The sequence below is a fragment of the Limnobacter sp. SAORIC-690 genome (assembly GCF_002954425.1).
Lineage (GTDB): Bacteria > Pseudomonadota > Gammaproteobacteria > Burkholderiales > Burkholderiaceae_B > Limnobacter > Limnobacter profundi.
The window spans coordinates 78,152-96,188 of record NZ_MQVZ01000001.1 but is presented as its reverse complement, the minus strand read 5'-3'; the positions used below and the strand labels follow the sequence as shown (position 1 = coordinate 96,188).

Here is an 18,037-nt window from a genome sequence, read left to right as displayed (position 1 = left end):
TTGAAATGCCTCTCGTATCCATGCGCCAACTGCTGGACCATGCCGCCGAAAACGGCTATGGCATCCCCGCCTTCAATGTGAACAACCTGGAACAGGTTCAGGCTGTTATGGCCGCTGCCGACGAGGTGGGTGCGCCTGTTATTCTTCAAGCCAGTGCGGGTGCCCGCAAGTACGCCGGCGAGCCATTCATCAAGCACCTGATTCAGGCGGCTGTGGAAGCATTTCCGCACATTCCTTTGGTTATGCATCAAGACCATGGCACAAGCCCCAAGGTTTGCCAGGGCGCCATCGACCTGGGCTTTGGCTCGGTCATGATGGACGGCTCTTTGATGGAAGACGGCAAAACACCGGCTTCATTCGACTACAACCTTGAAGTGACCCGCAAAGTGGTGGACATGGCGCACAAGGTGGGTGTGACAGTGGAAGGTGAACTGGGTTGCCTGGGTAACCTGGAAACAGGTGAAGCGGGCGAGGAAGATGGCATTGGCGCCGAGGGTAAACTGGATCACAGCCAAATGCTGACCGATCCCGAAGAGGCCGCCGTGTTTGTCAAGGGCACACAACTGGACGCTTTGGCCATCGCCATTGGTACTAGTCATGGTGCCTACAAGTTCAGCCGCAAGCCCACTGGCGATATTCTTGCCATTTCACGCGTGAAGGAAATTCATGCCCGTATTCCAAATACCCACTTGGTGATGCACGGTTCATCGTCGGTACCCGCAGAATTGCTGGCCATCATCAACCAGTACGGCGGCAAGATGAAAGAAACCTACGGTGTGCCTGTGGAGGAAATTCAGGAAGCCATCAAGTATGGTGTGCGCAAAATCAACATTGATACCGATATTCGTCTGGCCATGACTGGTGCGGTGCGTAAGTTCTTGTTCGAGAACCCCGACAAATTCGACGCGCGTGAGTGGCTGAAACCCGCGCGTGAAGCGGCCAAGCAAATTTGCAAACAGCGTTACATGGAATTTGGTTGTGAAGGGCAGGGCGCGAAAATCAAGCCGATCCCCATGAGCGAAATTGCACAGAAATACGCCAAAGGCGAACTCGCGCAAATCGTTCAATAAACGGTCAGCAAAAGCCTGTTGAAGCTCACGCGGGCTGTGCCCCGCGTGTTTTATTTTTAAAGCCTGAATCCCACGAGGCCATTTGAATGAGTACTGTGTTTGAAACCAAGCTGACTTCCCTGCCTTTGCTGCACCGCGGCAAAGTTCGGGAAAATTTCTCTGTTGGCGACGACAAAATGTTGATTGTGGCCAGCGACCGCCTGTCTGCATTCGATGTCATTCTGGATCAACCCATTCCCGAAAAAGGCATGGTGCTTACCCAGATGGCTCAGTTCTGGTTCGACATTCTGGCTGACGTAGTGCCCAATCACCTCACCGGCATTGCTCCCGAAACAGTGGTTTCGGCTGAAGAAGCACCCCAGATCAAGGGCCGCTCCATGGTGGTTAAAAAGCTGAAAGCTTTGCCAATCGAGGCCGTGGTGCGTGGTTACCTGATCGGTTCTGGCTGGAAAGACTACCAGGCCACAGGTGCGGTGTGCGGCATCAAATTACCCCCAGGCATGCAAATGGCTGCCAAGCTGGACGAGCCTATTTTTACGCCAGCCACCAAGGCAGCCATGGGTGAACACGACGAAAATATTGATTTCGACACCATGAGCGATGTTGTTGGCCGTGACCTAGCCCAACAAATTCGCGATGTATCGATTGCTTTGTACACCAAGGCCAGCGATTACGCAGCCCGCCAGGGCATTATTATTGCGGACACCAAATTTGAATTTGGTCTCGACGAAAACGGTGCCCTCACCTTGATGGACGAGGTATTGACCGCAGATTCCTCCCGATTTTGGCCGGCAGACCAGTACCAGGTGGGCATTTCCCCACCTTCGTATGACAAACAATTCGTACGCGATTACCTGGAAAGCGTTCCAGGCTGGAACAAAAAAGCACCAGCGCCTACACTGCCACAAGACATCATCGACAAAACGGCGGGTAAATATCGCCAGGCCTATGAAATTTTGACTGGCCGCCTTTGGATTGGATAAGCACATGACAGACGCCACACACATGCACACATCAGACCATCCCAAAGTTGGCGTGGTCATGGGTTCGTCTTCCGACTGGGAAGTGATGAAAAATGCCGTGCAGGTGCTGCGCGACTTCGGCGTGGACTATGAAGCCCGTGTGGTTTCGGCCCACCGCATGCCCGATGAAATGTTCGCCTACGCTGAAACAGCAGCCACCCGCGGCATCCAGGTGATTATTGCCGGTGCCGGCGGTGCAGCACACCTGCCCGGCATGTTGGCAGCCAAAACCATTGTGCCGGTCATGGGGGTGCCAGTGCCCTCCAAGTACCTGCGCGGCGAAGATTCCCTGTTGTCGATTGTGCAAATGCCCAAAGGCATTCCGGTGCACACCTTCGCCATTGGGGAGGCGGGTGCGGCCAATGCTGCTTTGGGTGCGGTCGCCATTTTGGCCTTGACCGACACGGAATTGAATCAGAAATTGCAGGATTTTCGTGTGAGCCAGTCCAATGTGGCCCGCGAAATGGAACTGCCCCCTTTGCGTTGATTTTTAAGCCAAACACATGAGCAAGATTGAATTCAAAACAGCCAAACCTGGCCAGTGGCTGGGCCTGTTGGGTGGTGGTCAGTTGGGCCGTATGTTCTGCATGGCAGCACAAAGCATGGGGTATCGCGTGCTGGTGCTAGACCCCGTCGCCAACGGCCCTGCCGGTTCTGTCGCTGACGACCAAGTGCTTGCCGATTACATGGACGATCAGGGTTTGGCCAAGTTGGCCCAGCGCTGCGTGGGGGTAACCACTGAATTTGAAAATGTGCCCGCCTTGGCACTGGATACGCTTTCCAAAAGCATTCCTGTCAGCCCATCTGCTTTCTCGGTCGGTGTGGCGCAAAACCGCATTGAAGAAAAAGCCTACATCACAGGTTGTGGCGTGCCTGTTGCACCGCATGCGGCCATTCGCAGCATGGCCGACATTACCGATGATCTTGAGCACCTGCTGCCGGGTATCGTGAAAACGGCCCGTTTGGGTTACGACGGCAAGGGTCAAGTTCGTGTGAAAACGCTGGACGAGGTACGAAAGGCTTTTGCCGATTTGAATGAGGTGGACTGCGTCCTTGAAAAACGCCTTAACCTTCAAAAAGAAATGTCAGTGATTGTCGCCCGCGATCACAAGGGTGAATGTGCGACGTTTCCTGTGGCGGAAAATCACCATCGCAAAGGTATCCTCGCTACAACCATTGTGCCAGCCCGCATCGATGAAGCCATGGCCGCTCAAGCACGGGCCAATGCTATTTCAATTGCCGGGGCACTTGATTACGTGGGGGTGCTGTGCGTCGAGTTTTTCGTAGTGGATGAATTGGGCCTCGTGGTCAATGAAATTGCACCGCGTCCCCACAACAGCGGGCACTATTCAATTGATGCCTGTGTTACCTGCCAATTTGAACAACAGGCCCGAATTCTGGCGGGCCTGCCGCTTGGGGACACCCGCCAGCACAGCCCCGCAGTGATGGTCAATTTGCTGGGCGACCTGTGGTACGCCGCTGACGGTACTGAACGTGAGCCTGCCTGGGAAAAGGTCTTGGCCATTCCTGAAGTGAAACTGCACCTGTATGGCAAAGAGCAGGCACGTGTGGGGCGCAAGATGGGTCACATCACTGTGATTGCCGAAAGTCTGGACCGTGCCATGGCTGTTGCGCAGGAAGTGCGCGACATTTTGGGCATTGGCGATGACGACGACTGATTCCGGCATGCCCCATGTGCACGCTGAATTGCTTGCTCCAACTGCGAGCAATATAAAGCGCTGCGCTCAGGCGCTTCAGAGCGGCGAGTTGGTCGCTTTTCCAACCGAAACCGTGTTTGGCCTGGGTGCGGCTGTTTCTCAGCTGGGCGCCATTGAAGGCATCTTCAAGGCCAAGGGGCGACCCTCAGAACACCCCCTGATTGCCCACGTGGCCCCCGGTGCAGAATTAACAGGCTGGGTGGCTGAACTTACCCCCACCATGCAAAAGTTGATGAATGCGTTCTGGCCTGGCCCGCTCACTTTGGTGGTCCCCAAAGGCGAGCGCATGCCTTTTGAAGTGACTGGCAGGCAAAATTCTGTGGGGATTCGCTGCCCTTCCCACCCGGTTGCGATTGAACTGCTAAAAGCCACTGGGGTGCCGGTGGCAGCACCTTCGGCCAACCGCTTTGGCAAAGTCAGCCCCACACGTGCAAGCCACGTGCTGGCCGAGCTTGGCGACCGAATTCCGTTTATTCTGGATGGCGATGTGCCTGAGGTAGGTATTGAATCGACCATTGTTTCATTGCTGGATGACCAGCCCGCCATACTGCGGCCTGGTGCCATTACGGCTGCGCAAATAGAAGCGGTGCTGGGCGTGGCTGTGAAAAGTCACGGTGAGGTATCCAAAACTCCAAACGCCAATCCGCGGGTTTCCGGTGCGCTTGAAAAACACTACAGCCCTGATGCCAAGGTGTGGGTGCTGCAGGCCAGCGAATTGGCTGCCTTGCAGTTGCAGAATAAAACCTTGTGTGTGGGCTGGACCGATGAATTCCTGGCGCAGGCTGACGCGCTGCGAGAAAAGTGCGGGGAAGTGCTGGTTGAAGCCTTGAGTGACAAACCTGGCGAAGTCGCCAAGGCGCTGTATGCCACATTGCGTCAGGCTGACGAATTGGCTTGCAGGCAAGTATTATTTGAAAAACCTGGGCAAACCCCGGATTGGGAAGCGGTCAATGATCGCTTGAAACGCGCTTCCGCCTGAGTTGCCTGCCTGGGTTAAACGCTGGCTTGGCTTAATTACATTTGCTGGGTTGGAATGTGCCCGCGCTGCTCGGCAATCACATTGTTGTCATCAACAAACACCAGCTTGGGCTGGAATGTTTTGCACTCCTGATCATCCAGCGTGCCATAGGCCGCAATAATTACCAAGTCACCCTTTTGAGCACGGCGTGCAGCCGCACCATTCAGGGAAATCATGCCGCTTCCGCGCTCGCCCTTGATGGCATAAGTTGAAAAACGCTCGCCATTGTCGATCACGTAAATGTCGATGCGCTGAAATTCAATAATGCCCGACGCTTCGAGAAGGTTTTCATCAATCGCGCAAGAACCTTCATAGTGCAGTTCGCAGTGGGTTACTTTGGCTCGGTGAATTTTTCCGAGCAACATCTCACGATGCATTAGTCAATCTCCAGATTGTCGATCAGGCGGGTTTGACCCAGCTTGGCCGCGGCCAGTATAACCAGCGGCGTTTGATCGGACAGGTTTTCATCGGTGGGGCGTTGCAGGTCTGCTTGCCTGCGTACCTCAAAATAATCGGGCTTCCAGCCACGGTTCGCCAGTGTGTCAGCGCAAATGCGCTCCAATTGTACCAACTGGTCCAAATTCGGGCGACCCGATTTTACCCGATTCGAGAGATCATTCAAAAGTTGATACAAAAACGGCGCTTCGGCACGGTCTTGCTCATTCAGGTAGCGGTTGCGCGAAGAGAGGGCCAAGCCATCCTTTGCCCGCACGGTGGGCGCTGCGATAATTTCAATGGGCATGGCCAGTTGGGCCACCAAGCGCCGAATAATCATCAGCTGCTGGTAGTCTTTTTTGCCAAAAACTGCCACTTTGGGCTGCACGCAATTAAACAGCTTGGTGACAACCGTACTCACGCCTTCAAAAAAACCGGGGCGAAATTCACCTTCCAATGTGCCACCCAGGTCATCGGGCGGCTTTACACGGTAATCCTGTGGCTCGGGGTACAGGTCGCGCTCGGTGGGCGCAAACATCACATACACCTGTTCTTTTTCCAGTTTTTCCGCATCTTCCTGCATGGTGCGCGGGTACTTGTCGAAATCCTCATTGGGGCCAAACTGTAATCGGTTCACAAACACGCTCGCCACCACGGGGTCACCGTGTTTGGCAGCAATTCGCATCAGGGACATGTGACCCTCGTGCAAATTGCCCATGGTGGGCACAAAAGCCACCCGGTTTTGGCCACGCAGTTGATCGCGCAGCTCGGAAATTGAAGAAATCTGTCTCATCAAATACTCAGAATGTGTGTTCTGCTGTGGGAAAGGTTTTGTCTTTCACCGCGGACACATAGGCCTGCACGGCAGCTTGAATCGAGGGCTGATTATCCATGAAATTGCGCACAAACTTCGGTTTTTTGCCCGGAAAAACATTCAACATGTCGTGTAGCACCAAAACTTGTCCGTCACAATCAACCCCGGCGCCAATGCCGATGGTGGGTACCATCAGGCTTTTGGAAATGTCCGCTGCAAGTTTGCCCGGGATCAGTTCAAACAGCACCATTTGGGCGCCAGCCTCCTGCATGGCCTTGGCATTGGTTTTCAGTATTTTCGCGGCTTTGGCATCGCGGCCCTGCACGCGATAACCACCCAGCGCACTGACCGATTGCGGCGTCAGGCCCAAATGGGCACACACAGGAATGTCGCGTGTGGTCAGGTATTCAACGGTCGGGGCCAGCCATGCAGTGCCTTCGAGTTTCACCATGTTCGCGCCTGCTGCCATCAGCCTGGCGGCATTGCGGTAGGCCTGCTCCACGCTTTCCTGGTAGCTGCCAAACGGCATGTCGGCCACCACAAATGCATTTTTATTGCCAGCGGCTACACAACGTGTGTGGTACTCCATCATGTCCATGGTCACAGGCAGGGTGCTGGGCATGCCAGCCAGTACCATGCCCAAAGAGTCGCCAATCAACAAAACATCCACGCCGCTTGCATCGAGCACGCTGGCAAAGCACGCGTCGTAGCAGGTCAGCATGGCGATTTTTTCCTGATTTTTTTTCATCTCAAGCAACGCGGGCAAGGTAACAGCCTTGCGGGTGCTGTTGGCAGCGGCTTGGGGTTGTGCGCTCATGGTGTGCTCTCGTGAGGGGTAGGTGTTACTCAGACCAGTTGAAAAACTCGCGTCGACCTTTCATCCCGTCAATCTGGTTTAACAACAAATCAAAATCTTCGGAATGATCAACCGGGTTTAAATGCTCGGTGTTCACAATCAACAAGGGTGCGTCGTCGTAGTGGTAAAAAAACCGGCTGTATGCATCGCTTAACTGGGACAAATACGCCTCGGTGATGTTCACCTCATAGGGCGTTGCGCGTTTTTGCACCCGTTCAATGAGTGCTTGCGGCGAAGCTTGCAGGTAAATCACCAAATCAGGCACGCTGGTTTGTGGGCTTTGGTGTTGATAAATTTGCTGGTAAAGCTTCAGCTCTTCTTCATCCAGCGTCAGGCTGGCAAACATGCGGTCTTTTTCCAGCAGGAAGTCGCTGACCACCATGTTTTCGAAAAAATCCCGCTGGGTCAAATCCCGCAGCTGCCCAATGCGCTGAAACAAAAAAAACAACTGGGTGGGCAGGGCGTAACGGGCGGGTTCTTGGTAAAACTTCTCAAGAAAGGGATTGTCTTCAGGCTTCTCGAGCAACAGCTCTGCCTGAAATCGCTGGGCGATCAGTCGGGCCAGCGAGGTTTTTCCCACGCCAATTGGGCCTTCAATCACGATGTGGCGATACTTTTGTGACAACAAGTTTTACTCTCCGGTGGGTGGCTTGCGCGCGGCCTCAGTGTAGCGCAGGGGTGAGGCTGGTATTGGAAAAAAAGTTCAAATTGCTTTGACGATCTGGTCCAGCGTGCCTGGCAAATGGTTTTTCGCCGGGCCCAGGCCCGGGATCTCAATTTCTGGGTTTAACTGCAACAGCGGCTCCAGTACAAAGCGCCGCAGGTGCATGCGTGGGTGGGGCACTGTCAGTTGTGAAGTATTAACGGTTTCCTGACCAAACAGGAGCACATCAACGTCGATGGGACGTGGGGCATTGCGCGTGGTACGAATCCGTCCCAATTGTGACTCAATGGCCATGCATTCGTGTAACAGTTGCTCTGCATCTCCTTGCCACATCAATTCCAGCACGGAGTTCACATAGTTCGGACCTGTGGCATCCACAGGGGCACTCTTAAACCGCAGCGATTCCCGCACCGCTTGCGCACAGAAATGGGTTCGAAAATGCGCGACTACTTCGTCGAAAAGGGCCATGGGATGCCCCAAGTTGCCACCCAAGCCCAAATAGCACAGTGTATGGCTCACCTTGTGGTTCACTCGCCCTGCTGTCCCTGGCCAGCACCAATCGTACCTGCGCCTGGTTTGGGTTTTCTGCGCCGACGTTTCTTCTTGGCTGCTCCATCGGTACCTGCGGGTGTTCCGCGCAGGGCGTCCAGCATGTTTTGGCGGTTGTTCACATCGCCATCGCTGAATTCGCGCCACCATTCGGCCAATTCAACATCGGCGTCTACATCGCCCACCATGGCACGCAATTCATAGAAATCGAGCGATGCCCGGAATTTCTGTTGCTCCAGCATGCGGAATGGCGCCTTGCCGGCACGTTTTTCGAAACGTGGTTGAAATGCCCAAATTTCACGCATGTCGCCGGTTAGGCGACGTGGAATGGCCGTGCGTTCGGCCTGTTCGGCCAGTACATCGTCCATCGCGGCAAACAGTGCCGGGAATTTCAGTTCCCCCTGTTCAAGTTTCTTCTCCCAGTTTTCAAGCACCAAATGCCACAACAAGCAGGCAAACAGGAAGCCAGGGCTGAGTGGCTTGCCTTCTTTTACGCGTTTGTCGGTGCGGGCCAAAGCCTCGGTCAGGAAGGGTTCACCGCGTTGGTGCTCCAGAATTGTATCGAGCAAGGGAAATACACCATGATGCAATCCAGCCTCTCGCAAACCTTTCAAGCAGGCCATGGCCGAGCCGCTCATCAGCAGCTTCAGCATTTCATCAAACAGCCGCGAGGCAGGCACATTGCGCAGCAAGTCAGACAACTCGGCGATGGGCGCGTAGGTGGCTGGTTCAATCTCGAAATTCAGTTTGGCTGCAAAACGCACCACACGCAGCATTCGAACCGGGTCTTCGCGGTAGCGCAGGCTTGGCTCTCCAATCATGCGCAGCACGCGCGCACGCAGGTCTTCCATGCCATGGTGGTAGTCCCACACGGTTTCCGTGCTGGGGTCGTAGTACATGCGTTTACGGTGAAGTCGCGCCTTGAGGCGTCTTCGTCTTGCCGCCCGAATTCATTGTCGCGCAGCACCCTGCCGTGCTCATCTTTCTCGTTGCTTGCACTGGCCAGGGCTCTGAAGGTTGATGTTTCAATGGTTTCAGGGCCAAACATCACGTGCACAATTTGAAAGCGCCTGCCAATGACCCGTGCGCGGCGAAACAGTCTTTGGGTTTGTTCAGGGCTTGCGTCAGTGGCCACGTCGAAGTCTTTGGGACGCATGCCCAAGAGCAAATCGCGCACGGCACCGCCCACAACAAAGGCTTTGTAACCCTTGCTTTGCAAGGTTTCGCACACGCGGATCGCATTGTGGCTAACCAGGCGGCGATCAATTTTGTGCTCGGCCACACCCCACACCTTGGGTTTGTGCACGCCGTAGCTTGCTTTCACTTTCTTGGGCGTCCCCAGGTTCAAGTGAGCAGCAGGAGGCCCCGGGGTTTCACGCCCCAGCGTGGCTGGCTTGGAAAACATTCGTTTGAACAGTTTCTTGATCATTTGAACAACTCAAGGACAGGCCAGCCGCGTGTTTGTGCAATTTCAGCCAGTTTGTTGTCGGGGTTTGCCGCAACCGGGTGGCTCACGCATTCCAGAAGGGGCAGGTCGTTGATGGAGTCACTGTAAAAGTAACTGCTCTCAAAGCTGCTCAAAGTCCAGTTCTTCGCGGCCAACCACTCGTTCAGTCTGGTCACTTTGCCCTCCCTGAAACTGGGCACACCAGTGACCTTGCCTGTGTATTCACCATCGACCAATTCAGGTTCGGTAGCGATCAGGGCTTCAATTCCAAATGCCTGTGCAATTGGTTGGGTAATAAAGCTGTTGGTGGCCGTAATGATCACGCACACGGCATTGTCCGCCTGGTGCTGTTTTACCAGCTCAATTGCGCTTGGTTTCAAGTTGGGTCGAATGACTTCAGCCATGAACTCATGGTGCCAAGCCGCCAGTTGTGCACGTTTGTTGTCGCGCAGCGGGCGCAATTGAAAGTCCAAAAACTCGTCGATGTTCAGTGTACCTGCCTTGTAGTCTGCAAAAAACTGATTGTTGCGCGCCTCAAATTCGGCCCGGTCCAGTACACCTTTGTTGATAAGGAATTGCGACCATCCATGGTCAGAGTCAATGGGCAACAGGGTGTTGTCCAGGTCAAACAGTGCGAGTTTCATATTCTCGAATTACCAGACTTTCTCGTCGTTTCATCCAGTGGCGCAGCAAATTCACGCTCACTGGTTTATGTTGTTCAAGGGAAAAGCGATCCAGCCCGTCCATCACCGCCATTAGCGAGCCCATGTCACGCTGGAAATAGCGAAGTGCGTACTCAATGACCTCTTCACTTAACTGCAGGCCCCGCGATTTCGCCATGGCTTGCAGTGCGGCATGTTTTTCCTGATCGCTCAGGGGGTGCACCCGCAAGCACAAGCCAGCTTCAATGCGTGTGCGCAAGTCATCACGCAGTTTCAGTTCGGTGGTGGGGTGCTCAGCCGCCAATACGATTTTACTGGGTTTGCTCTCGGCCATGCTTGAATTGAACGCATTGAACAATTGCACCTGGGAGTATGGGGTCAGGCGGTCAATGTCGTCGATCACCAAGACCTGTTCGCCGGGCTTGAACACAAAGCGATTGCCGCCGGCAAGCACATTCACTCCCAGTTGACTGGCCACGCCCCGCAGTAAATGACTTTTTCCGCAACCTGAAGGTCCGTACATGTATACAAACGGACTGGTTCCCTTCATTTGGATCAGTTCTCGCAGTTCATGCACAAGTTGCCCGTTCTGCCCAACCAGAAAGTTGGACAGTGTTGGCCTAGGCGGCGTGAACACATCGAGAAGCAACTGTTGCATGGGCATTGCCAAAGCGGGGGGAATCGAGCAGCCCCCAATAATACCCTTGAATGACACTTTTTACGCCCTGTCTCGGTTAAAATACAACCACTCGCGCTTGTGGCCATAAACCTGAAGCAAGCAACCCAGCACCACAATTTTTCGGACCGAATTTCAATGAATTCTCCCTTGACCTACAAAGACGCCGGCGTTGATATGCAAGCCGGTGATGATCTGGTTGATGCAATCAAACCTATGGCAAAGCGCACCATGCGCCCAGGAGTGCTGGCTGGTATTGGCGGTTTTGGCGCCATGTTCGAAGTACCCAAGGGGTACAAAGAACCCGTGCTTGTCTCCGGTACGGATGGTGTGGGTACCAAGTTGCGTTTGGCCTTTGAGTGGAACATTCACAATACCGTGGGTATTGATTTGGTGGCCATGAGTGCCAATGATATTTTGGTGCAAGGCGCAGAGCCCCTTTATTTTCTTGATTACTTTGCGTGCGGCAAACTTGACGTTAAAACAGCCGCAAGCGTAGTGGGCGGTATTGCTTATGGTTGTGAACAGGCGGGTTGTGCGCTCATTGGTGGTGAAACCGCCGAAATGCCAGGCATGTATCCCGACGGTGAATATGACTTGGCTGGTTTTGCGGTAGGCATTGTTGAAAAATCCGAAATTCTGGATGCCAGCAAGGTGAAGGCCGGCGATGTGATCTTGGGCCTCGCGTCCAATGGCATTCACTCCAATGGTTTTTCGCTGGTTCGAAAAATTCTGGAACGTGCCCAACCCGATTTAAACCAGCTTTGTGATGGCATGCCTTTGCGCGAGGCCATCATGGCACCAACCCGCATGTATGTGAAGCCTGTGCTTGAGTTGATCAAGAAGGTGCCGGTTCATGCGCTGGCTCACATCACTGGTGGTGGTTTGGTCGAAAACATTCCACGTGTGTTGCCCGACAATTTGGTGGCCGAGCTCGACCGTGGTACTTGGCCAGAAACAGAGCTGTTCAAGTGGTTGCAGCAAAACGGTCAAGTGCCGTTTGATGAAATGAACCGCGTCTTCAACTGCGGCATCGGCATGGTTGTGGTGCTGCCGGCAGAACAAGCCAAGGCTGCAATCGATTTGTTAAGCGCAGCGGGTGAAAAGGTGTATCAAGTGGGCGCGGTTCGCCCGCGTGTTGAGGGCGAAGCACACACCATTGTTCGCCCAGCAAAATAAGTGTTCACTGATTAATCAAGCCGGGATAAAGCCCAGTCGATGTGTTCCATCAGGAATGCATCGGCGCTTGAGCGCATTTCGAGCAGTGCCTCACGCATTCCTATAACACCTACACTATTGCCGGCAGCCACGGCCAAATTTCGTCTAAACCGCCTGTAGCCAATACGGCGAATGGCGCTGCCCTCGGTTATTTTTAAAAACTCCTCCTCGGTCCAGCGCATCATGGCAAACCAGTCGGGTTTATCAAACTCGGCGCGCGGATTGAAGTCGGCGTACTGCGCGGGTTTGGCGAATTTGTTCCACGGGCATGCCAGTTGGCAGTCGTCGCAACCATAAATTCGTGTACCCACGAGCGGGCGAAGTTCAAGGGGTATTTCGCTGTCGTGTTCAATGGTCAGGTAAGAAATGCACAACCGGGCATCCACCTGGTAGGGTTTTACAATTGCGCGGGTAGGGCAGGCTGTGATGCAGCTGGTACACGTACCACAGTGGTTTTTGCCAAATTCACCACTCAAAGGCAAAGGCATGTTCGTGAACACTTCACCTAAAAAAAACAGGGAGCCTTCCTCGGGGTGAATAAGTAAAGTGTGTTTGCCTCGCCAGCCCAAACCAGCCTTGCGTGCAATTTCGACTTCAGCGGTGGGAGCGCTGTCCACAGCGACACGAAACCCGAATCCACCTACCTCGGAATTCACAGCAGCGGCGAACCGTTTCAGACGCTGCCGTATTACTTTGTGGTAATCACGTCCACGCGCATACAAACTCACATAGGGTTTGTTGCGGACTTCGATTTCCATCAGGGTTTTCTCGGTGAATGTCGTCGCATCAGGCTGGTTCAGCGTTGTTTCAGGCACGTAAGGCACACGCAGTGATACGATTCGAATCGCACCGGGAAACAGGGTGTCTGCATTCAGGCGATTTAGTCCGTGGCGCTCCATGTAGGCCATTTCGCCATGCATGCCCTGGTTTAGCCAGGCTTGCAAATGTGGCTCACAGGCCTGCAAATGGGTGTCGCTGACACCCATGCAGCCCAAACCCTGTGCTTTGGCCACACGTTGCAACAATGCCCAGTTCTCTTGTTCTTGATGAGCCTGCATGAAAACTTATACCCGCTATTTACCCGACGACGCCGCAACCCACAGTGTAGGGGAAAAGCTAGCCAAACTTGCGCAAGCGCCGCTTCGCATCTACCTGTCAGGCCCCTTGGGTGCAGGCAAAACAGCATTGGTGCGGGCGTTTTTGCGGGCCTTGGGAGTGCAGGGTGCAGTTAAAAGTCCCAGCTATGCGTTGGTAGAACCTTACAATTTCTCGAATTATTCTGTGTATCACTTTGATTTTTATCGATTCTTCGATCAAAATGAATGGGAGGAGTCCGGATTTCGTGATTACTTCGAGGAAAATGCCATTTGTTTGGTCGAATGGCCTGAGAAGGCTGGTGGCCTGCTTCCTCGAGCGGATCTCGAAATTCAGCTCAGTTATCACCAGCAGCCAGGCCAGGAAACCACTGGGCGAAGCATTGAGGTGAAAGCCCTGTCGGTATATGGGCAGCACTTGGTTGAACAACTGAACGAACAACAATAGCCTATGAATTCGCGTCGCGATTTGTTGAAAACCGTTGGAGCAGGAATGCTTCTGAAACTGATGCCTGTGGGCGCTTTTGCTGCTGACCAGGTGAAGTTTGTCGATGTACGCCTGTGGCCCGCTGATGAATACACCCGGGTAACGTTAGAGCACGCGGGCGCAATCAAGTACAAACACTTCCTGATTGAGAATCCCTGGCGCATGGTGATCGATTTGCTGGACATGCGACTCGACAACACCCTGAAAGACCTCACCAGTCGCCTGCATCCCGAAGACCCTTATGTGCAACAAATTCGGGTCGGACAATACGATGCGAACACGGTGCGACTGGTGTTCGATCTGAAGGCGGAAGTCAAACCAGAAATTTTCACGATTGATCCAATCGCCGAGTATCAAAATCGGTTTGTCGTGGATTTTTACCCCAAGAATCCGGCAGATCCATTGCTGGCTTTGCTGAAAAAGTCGGATGACCCGGCGATGCGAGAGGATGAAATTTCTCGTGCGCTGCGCTTGGCGGAATCGGAGACCAGTGGCACTTTAAAGCTGGAAGGTGTCACTCCTGAAAAAGGCGGGAGTAAAACCGAAGTTGCCAAGGCACAGCCCAATGCACCTGTTGAGAAGAAGCCGTCTCCAGAACTGAGACGAATGATCACGGTTGCGATCGATCCAGGGCATGGCGGTGAAGACCCTGGCGCAGTTGGCAAAGGGGGCACTTACGAAAAAAATGTGGTGTTGGCCATCAGCAAAAAACTGAAGGCAGAAATTGACAAAATGCCGGGCATGCGGGCCATGTTGACTCGCAACGGTGACTTTTTTGTACCTTTGAATACACGTGTGCAAAAGGCCCGCAGCGTCAATGCTGACTTGTTTGTTTCTGTGCATGCAGATGCCTTTATTCGTCCCACTGCGGGCGGATCGTCGGTGTATGTTCTATCCGAACGAGGCGCTACAAGCACTGCTGCGAAGTGGATCGCCAACAAGGAGAATGCCTCGGATTTGATCGGTGGGGTCAATATCAAAGGCACTGATTCGCAATTGGCTCGCGTTCTGCTCGATTTGTCGACCACCGCTCAAATCAATGACAGCTTGAAGTTGGGCGATGCCGTTCTCGGCAATTTGGGCAAGGTGAATCGATTGCACAAGCCGCGTGTGGAACAGGCGGGGTTTGCCGTACTGAAGGCGCCTGATATTCCATCTATCCTGATTGAAACGGCCTTCATCAGCAATCCGGATGAAGAGAAAAAACTGGCCAACCCGGCCCATCAACAGGAATTGGCTGAAGCGATCGCCAAGGGTATTGCAAATTACTTCGCCAAGAACCCTCCTGTCGCCCGCACTCCCCTGACCTAAACCGGGCGCGCTGCCACTTATAATGAGTGGATGAACCACCGCCCGATATCCCTGTTGCCCGATGTATTGATCAGCCAAATTGCCGCAGGCGAAGTGGTTGATCGTCCAGCATCAGTTGTTAAAGAACTGCTTGAGAATGCTTTGGATGCGGGTGCGTCGGAGATCACCATTCGCATTGATGGTGGCGGTATTCAACGAATTTGCATTCAGGACAACGGCAAAGGCATACCCAAAGACGAGCTCGAGTTGGCGGTCACACGTCATGCCACTTCAAAAATTCAATCGCTAAGTGAGCTTGAAAGTGTGATGAGCCTCGGCTTTCGAGGAGAGGCTTTGGCCTCAATTGCTTCCGTAAGTCAGTTTACGCTGAGCAGTTATCCGAAAGGTCAGGAATGCGCATACAGCATCAGTAACCAAAGTGGGCGCTGGCTTGTCGAGCCCTCATCGGCAAGCCCTGGTACCACGGTCGATGTGCAATCGCTTTACTTCAGTACACCCGCACGCCGCAAGTTCCTGAAAACAGAGCAAACTGAATTTTTTCAGTGTCTGGACGTCGTTAAACGCATGGCTTTGGCCAACCCCTCGGTCACCTGGCTGGTGTATCGGGATGGCAAATTACAAAGCCGTTTTCAGGAAAGCAGCTGGAGTGCTCGGGTCTTCAGCATTCTCGAAACCATGGCCAATGGTGCCTCCAAGCCAATTGACGTCCAAACTGCCGATATGCAATTGCATGGTGCGGTTGGCCTGCCTGACGCAGCCCGTGGAAAAGGCGATATGCAGTTTTTCTACGTCAATGGCCGCTTTGTGAAAGACAAACTGATTGGGCATGCGGTCCGGTCAGCCTATGAAGATGTACTTCATGGCGACAAATTTCCCGCCTTTGTGCTTTTTTTGAATTTACCCGCCAATGAGGTGGATGTGAATGTGCACCCCGCGAAAACAGAGGTGCGATTCCGAAACGCGCGGGCAGTGCATCAATGGGTGCGTCAATCGATTCAGGCCTGTCTTGCTCCTTCCAGGGCTGTCGCTCCTCTCAGTGATTCGTCCGCAAGTGTGGAGGTCGGGGCACCTTCTGTCGTCACACCCTCCGTGTCGGGCAACGGCAATGTGTGGAGAGCGTCCAGCGCTTCCCCGCCAGTGATTCAGGTTCAAGCAAAAAGTGCAGCGCTTCCTTTCCTGCGGGAGGAGCTTGCCGATTATATTCAAGCCTATCGCCCGATTGAATCCGCGCCGCGTCCTGCCGTAATTACGCCGCGACCCTTGGTGCAAGAAAGCCAGCAAAGCCAGGCAGCCGATCATGCAGAATTGTCTGAGTATTTGGGACAGGCGATTGCGCAGGTACACGGTATTTACATTCTCGCTTTGCGTCCCGATGGCATGGTGGTGGTCGATATGCATGCAGCCCACGAGCGTGTTCTCTATGAGCAGTTCAAGAATGCGCTGGACAATCAGCAAACCATCTCTTCCCAAGAGTTACTTGTGCCTCTGTTGGTACAAATTGATCCTCGCCTGGCCAGTGAAGTCGACAATGGTCAGCACCTTTGGGAAAAACTGGGATTTCGCTTGAGTCTCATTTCAACTCAGGAAATCGCGGTGCGCGCCGTGCCCACCATGTTGGCGGGTCAGGATTTGTCTGCATTGCTGCAACAGTGGCTTGAAGACTTGCACCAGTACGGCGTGGCGCATGTGCTTGAACGCCAGCGCAATGAATGGCTGGCTGGCTTGGCCTGCCACACCGCAGTCCGTGCAAACAGAAAGCTCACCGTACCTGAAATGAATGCGCTGTTGCGTTCCATGGAGCGCACCGAGCGGTCGGATCAATGCAACCATGGCAGGCCTACATGGCGTCATTTCAGTTTGTCTGAAATGGACAAGTGGTTTTTGCGCGGCCAATAGAGCAAAGGGGGCGTGAATCACGTGAGCATCGGCACTATTCCAGCCCTGGCTGTACTTGGGCCCACGGCATCCGGCAAGTCTGCCTTGGGCTTGTGGATGGCCGATCAGGGGTTCCCGATAGAAATTATCAGTCTCGACTCGGCACTGGTGTTTCGGGACATGAACATCGGAACCGCCAAGCCCACCCCTCAAGAACTGGCTTTGGTGCCGCACCACTTAATCGATATCATCACACCAAGCGACACTTTCAGCGCCGCTGAGTTTGTCGTTCAATGCCATGCACTGATTGCGGATATCCGTGCGCGAGGCAAAGTGCCTGTTATTTTGGGCGGCACCATGATGTATTACAAAACGCTGATCAGTGGCATGGACGACCTTCCTGCCGCCAATCCTGAAATTCGCCAGGCCATTGAACAACATGCCTTGGAGCAGGGCTGGCCCGCCATTCACGCTCGCCTCGCCGAGGTAGACCCCCTTACAGCCCAGCGCTTAAAGCCCAATGACTCCCAGCGTTTGCAGCGCGCGCTGGAGGTTTTTCAAATTACCGGCCAGCCACTTTCAAGCTTTCATCAGCGGGATCAGCAGGCCGATTTGCAAATTCCCACCCTGGCTATCGAACTGTCTGACCGGTCTGTCTTGCACAAGCGCATTGAGTCTCGTTTTCTGAACATGCTGGAGCAGGGCCTCGTAGAAGAGGTCATCGAGCTTCGTCACAATTACGTGTTGGATGACAGCATGCCCTCGATGCGTTGTGTGGGGTACAGGCAAGTCTGGGAGCATTTGCACGGCCATTGCACACGGCAGGAAATGATAGACCGAGGTGTCGCTGCTACACGCCAATTGGCCAAGCGGCAAATAACGTGGCTGCGTTCAACCTCCAACAAAGAAGTAGTTGACCCGTTGCAGTCCAATTGGCTTCAATCCGTGAAACCCTGGATAAAAAATCAGATCGAGGCTTTGTTGCCTTGATGACTCATCGAAGCAGTTTCTTGCCAACCCGGCATGGGTTAGTTGTGTCGGACCGGACTGGTTTATTGGGAACTGAGCTTGCAGGGTCACCGCTGCCCGAAAACTTGGCATTTCGGCTTGTCGGCTTGATC

General features: G+C 53.8%; 18 protein-coding genes and 1 pseudogene. 10 read left to right on the top strand and 9 right to left on the bottom strand.

Translation table 11 applies throughout. The features are described from left to right. Nucleotides 1–5 precede the first annotated feature (5 nt). From fba to BSZ31_RS00425, 5 genes are all read left to right on the top strand, one after another. Entirely contained in the window at nt 6–1,070 is a 1,065-nt protein-coding gene (gene fba / locus BSZ31_RS00445) for a class II fructose-bisphosphate aldolase (protein ID WP_105027056.1), read from the top strand. Between the two features lie 86 nt (nt 1,071–1,156). Then, nucleotides 1,157–2,053, top strand: a complete 897-nt coding sequence (locus tag BSZ31_RS00440; protein ID WP_105027055.1) for a phosphoribosylaminoimidazolesuccinocarboxamide synthase — start codon at nt 1,157–1,159, stop codon at nt 2,051–2,053. A gap of 4 nt (nt 2,054–2,057) precedes the next feature. Beyond that, nucleotides 2,058–2,579, top strand: a complete 522-nt coding sequence (gene purE / locus BSZ31_RS00435; protein ID WP_240605602.1) for a 5-(carboxyamino)imidazole ribonucleotide mutase — start codon at nt 2,058–2,060, stop codon at nt 2,577–2,579. 16 nt (nt 2,580–2,595) lie between these two features. Further along, complete coding sequence (locus BSZ31_RS00430) at nt 2,596–3,771, top strand: 5-(carboxyamino)imidazole ribonucleotide synthase (protein WP_105027054.1); 1,176 nt, start codon at nt 2,596–2,598, stop codon at nt 3,769–3,771. After that, a complete protein-coding gene (locus tag BSZ31_RS00425) occupies nt 3,758–4,789 on the top strand; it encodes an L-threonylcarbamoyladenylate synthase (protein ID WP_240605601.1) in 1,032 nt (343 codons plus the stop codon). Before BSZ31_RS00430 ends, BSZ31_RS00425 begins: the two co-directional genes overlap by 14 nt. 35 nt (nt 4,790–4,824) lie before the next feature. On the opposite strand, the gene panD is transcribed toward BSZ31_RS00425, so the two are convergent. The 8 genes and pseudogenes from panD to BSZ31_RS00385 form a co-directional block, all read right to left on the bottom strand. Then, on the bottom strand, nt 4,825–5,205 hold the full coding sequence (gene panD, locus BSZ31_RS00420) for an aspartate 1-decarboxylase (RefSeq protein WP_008251515.1): 381 nt from the start codon (nt 5,203–5,205) through the stop codon (nt 4,825–4,827). Next, nucleotides 5,205–6,056 carry a pantoate--beta-alanine ligase gene (gene panC, locus BSZ31_RS00415; RefSeq protein ID WP_105027052.1) on the bottom strand — a complete coding sequence of 284 codons (852 nt, stop codon included), beginning with the start codon at nt 6,054–6,056 and terminating at the stop codon, nt 5,205–5,207. The genes panD and panC overlap by 1 nt, the downstream gene beginning before the upstream one ends. A 7-nt stretch (nt 6,057–6,063) precedes the next feature. Beyond that, entirely contained in the window at nt 6,064–6,894 is an 831-nt protein-coding gene (gene panB, locus BSZ31_RS00410; RefSeq protein ID WP_105027051.1) for a 3-methyl-2-oxobutanoate hydroxymethyltransferase, read from the bottom strand. Nucleotides 6,895–6,919: 25 nt separating this feature from the next. Beyond that, nucleotides 6,920–7,561 carry a deoxynucleoside kinase gene (locus BSZ31_RS00405; protein WP_105027050.1) on the bottom strand — a complete coding sequence of 214 codons (642 nt, stop codon included), beginning with the start codon at nt 7,559–7,561 and terminating at the stop codon, nt 6,920–6,922. A gap of 75 nt (nt 7,562–7,636) precedes the next feature. After that, a complete protein-coding gene (gene folK / locus BSZ31_RS00400) occupies nt 7,637–8,128 on the bottom strand; it encodes a 2-amino-4-hydroxy-6-hydroxymethyldihydropteridine diphosphokinase (RefSeq protein WP_105027049.1) in 492 nt (163 codons plus the stop codon). Next, a pseudogene (pcnB, locus tag BSZ31_RS00395) lies at nt 8,125–9,575 on the bottom strand (polynucleotide adenylyltransferase PcnB). Before pcnB ends, folK begins: the two are co-directional and overlap by 4 nt. Beyond that, complete coding sequence (locus BSZ31_RS00390) at nt 9,572–10,237, bottom strand: HAD family phosphatase (RefSeq protein WP_105027048.1); 666 nt, start codon at nt 10,235–10,237, stop codon at nt 9,572–9,574. Before BSZ31_RS00390 ends, pcnB begins: the two are co-directional and overlap by 4 nt. After that, nucleotides 10,218–10,913: a DnaA ATPase domain-containing protein gene (locus tag BSZ31_RS00385; protein WP_168426789.1), complete on the bottom strand. Its 696-nt coding sequence runs from the start codon at nt 10,911–10,913 to the stop codon at nt 10,218–10,220. The genes BSZ31_RS00390 and BSZ31_RS00385 overlap by 20 nt, the downstream gene beginning before the upstream one ends. Before the next feature lie 156 nt (nt 10,914–11,069). Here BSZ31_RS00385 and purM point away from each other — a divergent pair, with 156 nt between their 5' ends. Beyond that, a complete protein-coding gene (gene purM, locus BSZ31_RS00380) occupies nt 11,070–12,110 on the top strand; it encodes a phosphoribosylformylglycinamidine cyclo-ligase (RefSeq protein WP_105027046.1) in 1,041 nt (346 codons plus the stop codon). 11 nt (nt 12,111–12,121) lie between these two features. On the opposite strand, the gene queG is transcribed toward purM, so the two are convergent. After that, nucleotides 12,122–13,207 carry a tRNA epoxyqueuosine(34) reductase QueG gene (queG, locus tag BSZ31_RS00375; RefSeq protein WP_105027045.1) on the bottom strand — a complete coding sequence of 362 codons (1,086 nt, stop codon included), beginning with the start codon at nt 13,205–13,207 and terminating at the stop codon, nt 12,122–12,124. Between queG and tsaE the strand changes: the two genes are divergently transcribed. Genes tsaE through miaA form a run of 4 tightly spaced genes read left to right on the top strand, consistent with a single transcriptional unit; the run spans nt 13,206 to nt 17,906 of the window. Continuing rightward, the gene (gene tsaE, locus BSZ31_RS00370; protein ID WP_105027044.1) at nt 13,206–13,691 is read left to right on the top strand and encodes a tRNA (adenosine(37)-N6)-threonylcarbamoyltransferase complex ATPase subunit type 1 TsaE; all 486 of its coding nucleotides are present in this window, start codon (nt 13,206–13,208) and stop codon (nt 13,689–13,691) included. The genes queG and tsaE overlap by 2 nt on opposite strands. 45 nt (nt 13,692–13,736) lie before the next feature. After that, nucleotides 13,737–15,041 carry an N-acetylmuramoyl-L-alanine amidase gene (locus tag BSZ31_RS00365; protein ID WP_291712608.1) on the top strand — a complete coding sequence of 435 codons (1,305 nt, stop codon included), beginning with the start codon at nt 13,737–13,739 and terminating at the stop codon, nt 15,039–15,041. Nucleotides 15,042–15,071: 30 nt separating this feature from the next. Next, nucleotides 15,072–16,937 carry a DNA mismatch repair endonuclease MutL gene (gene mutL / locus BSZ31_RS00360; protein WP_105027042.1) on the top strand — a complete coding sequence of 622 codons (1,866 nt, stop codon included), beginning with the start codon at nt 15,072–15,074 and terminating at the stop codon, nt 16,935–16,937. Between the two features lie 12 nt (nt 16,938–16,949). Next, the gene (gene miaA / locus BSZ31_RS00355; protein ID WP_105027041.1) at nt 16,950–17,906 is read left to right on the top strand and encodes a tRNA (adenosine(37)-N6)-dimethylallyltransferase MiaA; all 957 of its coding nucleotides are present in this window, start codon (nt 16,950–16,952) and stop codon (nt 17,904–17,906) included. Nucleotides 17,907–18,037 lie beyond the last annotated feature (131 nt).